Source organism: Paenibacillus sp. MDMC362, assembly GCF_003269305.1.
Lineage (GTDB): Bacteria > Bacillota > Bacilli > Paenibacillales > Paenibacillaceae > Paenibacillus_AQ.
In genome coordinates this window covers 1-4,621 of the sequence record NZ_QLYT01000112.1, presented here as the reverse complement: position 1 = coordinate 4,621, position 4,621 = coordinate 1, and the positions used below count along the sequence as shown (strand labels likewise).

Here is a 4,621-nt window from a genome sequence, read left to right as displayed (position 1 = left end):
TTTTGAGAAAGCTGCCTAATGAAATAACCATGTCTAACTTTTGGGGGTCACTTCAAGGGCAACCCCTTAGCCGGCCTGTTTACATGTTAGAGAGAAACTTACTTCTGAATGATGGTAATCTCGGCATTCGGATCCAGGCTTCTCACGATGGATTTGAACCTGGGCATCTCCAGAATGTGAACCCGATAGACCAGCTGCGTCGAACCGATGGTGTCGCCATCATACATAGCGTCATCTTTCGTATCAGCAGCTTGGGTATCATACCCCATGATGGATTTCATGCTGTGTCTGATTTCCGCTTCGCTCACACTGCGAATCCGGACCTCTCGTTTAAGCGGAAGGCTTGAAGTCGTAATACGTCCGGTCTCCAGCGCCATCAGGCATGCGATCGCAGAGTACATCGCCCGTTCCCAGCCGAGCAGCAGTCCGGCCAATGACAGCACGAATGTATTGACCATGATATGGACGTACGGCAGCTTAAAACGGGTTAACAGATGTGATATCTGCTGCGGAAACTTGGGCATTTGGAGTGTGTCCAGAACGACGCCGTAACGAAGGCCGAGACCGATGCCCAGCCCAAGGAAAATGCCGCCGATGCCTGCGCTCCCGATTTTGCTGTCAATGAGAGCGGGAACCGGAAAAAACAGGATCGAGCATACGGAAAAAGTAAGCAGCCCGACAGTCGCAATGACGGCTATCTCCCGGTTGGACCTACGGTAAACCAGCAGGAGCAGAGGCAGGTTTAATGCAAACAGAAACATGCCTGTATGAAGTCCCGTCAGATGCGAAGCGAGCGCAGAGATTCCCGTTACGCCGCCCGCGATGATGCCGCTGGGAACAAGAAATAAATCTAAACCGAATGCTGCTATCAGGCCTCCGATGGCAGCCATGCTCATTCTTCTTCGTGTACTTGCCTTATTTACGGCCTTTTGCGGACCGTTCGTCACCCGAACCGGGGCTTGAACCATAGGCAATGTACCCTCCTTTATCCGCTAGCACTTTCATCCTTTAGCTTCGGTTTAACCGGTTTCTTCTCCTTATGGTCTTTAAATTTAATGATTTTGTTCAAGAAGTTATACACATGCTTGGACTCCTTGGTGAGCAGCGGTCCGAGGATGGCCAGTATCAGCACATACAGGGCTGCGAACGGCTGAATGAAGGTTGCAAGCCCGCCCGCTTTACCCATATTCGCGAGAATAATGGAGAATTCTCCGCGGGATACGATGGTCAGACCGATATTGGAGGATGCTTTGGAGGACAATCCCGCACTGCGTCCTGCAAGCATGCCTGCAATAAAGTTACCAAGGAGCGTGATGATAACAGCGATCAGCGATAACCACACAGCTCCGCCAAGCTCGGAAGGTACAATCGTTAAACCGAAGCTAAAGAAGAATATGGCTCCAAAGAAATCACGGAATGGTAATATTAAATGCTCAATACGTTCTCTATGCTCTGTCTCAGCCAGGACAAGCCCGACGAGCAGAGCGCCGATGGCCTCGGCGACATGAATCGTCTCAGCGAATCCTGCGAGGAGGAACAACGCACCAAAAACAACCAAGGCAAACAATTCGTTCGACCGTATATTTAATGCTTTATTCAGAAGCGGTACGGCTTTACGGCCAATAATAAGGACAAGCAGCATAAATCCGAGGGCGATCACCGCAGATAACAATACTCCGCCCAGCGATGATGATCCGCTCAATACGAGGCCGGACAGAATAGAGATATAAACAGCCAGGAAAACATCCTCGAACATGATAATACCAAGAATCATCTCGGTTTCGGGATTCGCCGTTCTTTTCAGGTCAACCAGCACCTTCGCTACGATCGCGCTTGAGGAGATGGTGGTTATTCCCGCAACAATGAGTGTTTCCGCCACGGGGAATCCGGAGAAGATCCCGATCATCAGTCCAAGTGTAAAGTTAATGGCAATATAGATGCTGCCGCCGACAACGATGGACTTCCCTGATTTGATTAACCGGCCGACCGAGAATTCAAGGCCAAGATAGAACAGAAGAAACAGTACGCCGATGCGTCCCATGAAGTCGATGAACGGAGCACTTTCTATAAAACGAAAATCGAATGATCCAAAATGAAAAGCATGAGGCCCTACCGCCATCCCCACCAGAATGTAGAAAGGGACGACGGAAAACCGGAGTTTAGCTGATAGCAACCCCGCCAGGGCGATCAGGAAAATCGCCAGTCCAACTTCTAAAACCAAATGATCCATTCATCAACCACGTCCGTTCATCAAGATTTGTTTAAATAGCCGCTGTTGTTGACGTTCACCGACGACAACGAGAGTCGAGTCCGGCGAAATAATAACGTCAGGTCCGGGATTGATTTGTTTACTGTTTTTATCGACTGTCGCAATGATGGTTGCACCTGAGGCTTGGCGTACGCCCAAATCACCGATCGATTTGCCTGCCCCGTAATAATGCGGCTCGATGCGATACCATTCGATAATCAATTCGTCCAGCGCCATGTCGATCGTTTCCAGCGCTTTAGGTTTATAAGTGAGACCGCCAACGATCGCAGCAATTTGGCGAGCCTCATCATCATCTAGGGAAATCATGGAGATGCTTTCATCCGGATCGTCATGCTCATAATGGTACATTTCACGGCGGCCGTCATCGTGGATGATAATGACCAGTTTATCGCCACCGCGGGTATCAATTACGAACTTCTTACCAATTCCGGGCAAATCTGTTTCGCGAACATGCATAGGTTAAAATCCTCCTAAAAATACTCGTTTAGTTTTTTGCAGACCGGTCACACGGTTCTCAAAATATACGCAGCCAAATAAAACAATCCATTCAGGATGAAATCTTTAATAAACCTCTGTGCATACGTAAATCATCACAGGTTGATCGAAGGGTTGCCTGAGAAATGAGAAATTGGGCGAATTTAAGAAACCGCAGTCAGTTTGAATGCGAAAAAGGGGAGGATACTAAACGAACTTCGATGTGTATTTAATGGGGAATAATAATAAAAGCCGGAGTCGAAGCGGAATGATCGGCCGATAAGGCAGACGTGTTTTGGGAGCCTGCAGCATGAGAACGGCCGACATCAATAAGAACAGCGGCAAGGCATTGCCGGCTGCCTTAAGTTTGGAGAGAATTTGCGAGTGTTTCAGAACAGCCGCTTTCAGATGATGGTCGTGCTTGTATACATACCGCTCATCATGGGTTTCGCTGCTGTAGTACTCCTGGACGGGAATGTAAAGGGCAAATGCCGTAACCAGAACAAGTACCAGCATCCAAAGAATTCTTGCTGTTTTTAAGAAACGGTTCACGGTTACTCCCCCTTCGTCCCAAGCTTCTATGTTAATGATAACATAAAAATAATCGTTCTCAAAATGAGAACGATAAATTATTTTTGAACACTTTTACAGATTGATTTCATTTTTTACATTATATTGAAGTGAGACTTGTCTTACTTTTTACGAAGTTTATCGTAATTTTCCGTATCGGGATCGATCTCGATTTTCGATTCATCTTTGTCTTCCAAAATACCAAGGACCAGATCGTCGAGTTTGTCGGTTGCGGCTTGATCCGGACGATCGGGCTCGGGAATAGGGTCAACGCCGGGGAACTGTCCGTCATATTCAGGTTTCTTTTTATTCATCAAGGTCTCATTCCTTTCTGGCAATATTTTGGCACAAAAGGATCTGTTATATGTAACGAATAAACGCGGGGGTTGAAAATGAAACAAGGCAAGCGATCATCAGCATGACAATATTCTTTCTTCTATATTATGTGGCTCTATATAACCATCTGCTATATAAGAAATATGCTAGAATATAGTGGAGGAATATTATACCAGGGGGTACTGTTTGTTATGAAGAAAAAAATGCTGTGCTGCACCATCGCTTTATTGCTTGTGTCCGGTTCGGTTGTTTCTGCTCATCCAGGAAGAACGGATGCCAATGGAGGGCATACCTGCCGTACGAATTGCGAACGCTGGGGTCTGTCATATGGCGAGTATCATTATCATAACGGCGGAGGAAGCTCTTCAAGCAGCAAGTCGTCCTCATCCACGCCAAAAGCCAAATCATCGAAGAACAGTACAACAAAGTCCGCTGCGCCGAAGCCGGCAGCGCCGGCTTATGCCAAGTCGGGTCTTAAAGTTTTCGTTAACGGCAGCGTAGTGAAGTTTGGCAGTGAGCCGTTGGTGTATAACAACGTCAATCTGGTGCCGCTGCGGGAAATCGCCGAAGGAATGGGAGCTGAGGTTACCTGGAATCGCGAAGCGGCCAGCATTGGCGTGCAAAGAGGCAATCATAAAATAACACTCACGATTGGCAGCAAAACCGTCTTTTACAACGGCAAATCGGAAACCGTTACGGTCGCTCCAAAAGTGATCGACGGCGTGACGTACGTTCCGATTCAGGTGTTTGCAAGAGGCCTTGGTGCTGGCGTGAACTATACCGATCATGATAAAATTCTGAGAATCTCCTTATAGTACGTGTTCAAAAAGGTCGATTTTCAGCACCAAGAAGGTTGGATGAAGTTAGGGACTGAGGAGCGGAGCGTACGTTTTGGGTACGTGAGCACCGGAAGGACCGGCTGAATTCAAGATTCGATGCCGAGCTGCTTCCTGATTCGCTTCGTGATCAAAA

Annotated in this window: 6 protein-coding genes; 1 reads left to right on the top strand and 5 read right to left on the bottom strand. The window is 47.6% G+C overall.

Going from position 1 to position 4,621, the window contains the following annotated elements:
* Positions 1 to 98: 98 nt before the first annotated feature.
* From DP091_RS31060 to DP091_RS31040, 5 genes are all read right to left on the bottom strand, one after another.
* Positions 99 to 968, bottom strand: a complete 870-nt coding sequence (locus DP091_RS31060; RefSeq protein WP_113061853.1) for a YitT family protein — start codon at positions 966 to 968, stop codon at positions 99 to 101.
* A 17-nt stretch (positions 969 to 985) separates the two neighbouring features.
* Entirely contained in the window at positions 986 to 2,230 is a 1,245-nt protein-coding gene (locus tag DP091_RS31055; RefSeq protein WP_113061852.1) for a cation:proton antiporter, read from the bottom strand.
* Positions 2,231 to 2,233: 3 nt separating this feature from the next.
* On the bottom strand, positions 2,234 to 2,725 hold the full coding sequence (locus tag DP091_RS31050; RefSeq protein WP_113061851.1) for a cation:proton antiporter regulatory subunit: 492 nt from the start codon (positions 2,723 to 2,725) through the stop codon (positions 2,234 to 2,236).
* 225 nt (positions 2,726 to 2,950) lie between these two features.
* The gene (locus tag DP091_RS31045) at positions 2,951 to 3,295 is read right to left on the bottom strand and encodes a hypothetical protein (protein WP_113061850.1); all 345 of its coding nucleotides are present in this window, start codon (positions 3,293 to 3,295) and stop codon (positions 2,951 to 2,953) included.
* 140 nt (positions 3,296 to 3,435) lie between these two features.
* Positions 3,436 to 3,627 carry a hypothetical protein gene (locus DP091_RS31040; protein WP_113061849.1) on the bottom strand — a complete coding sequence of 64 codons (192 nt, stop codon included), beginning with the start codon at positions 3,625 to 3,627 and terminating at the stop codon, positions 3,436 to 3,438.
* Positions 3,628 to 3,840: 213 nt separating this feature from the next.
* On the opposite strand from DP091_RS31040, the gene DP091_RS31035 reads away from it, so the two are divergent.
* A complete protein-coding gene (locus tag DP091_RS31035; protein ID WP_113061848.1) occupies positions 3,841 to 4,464 on the top strand; it encodes a copper amine oxidase N-terminal domain-containing protein in 624 nt (207 codons plus the stop codon).
* Positions 4,465 to 4,621 lie beyond the last annotated feature (157 nt).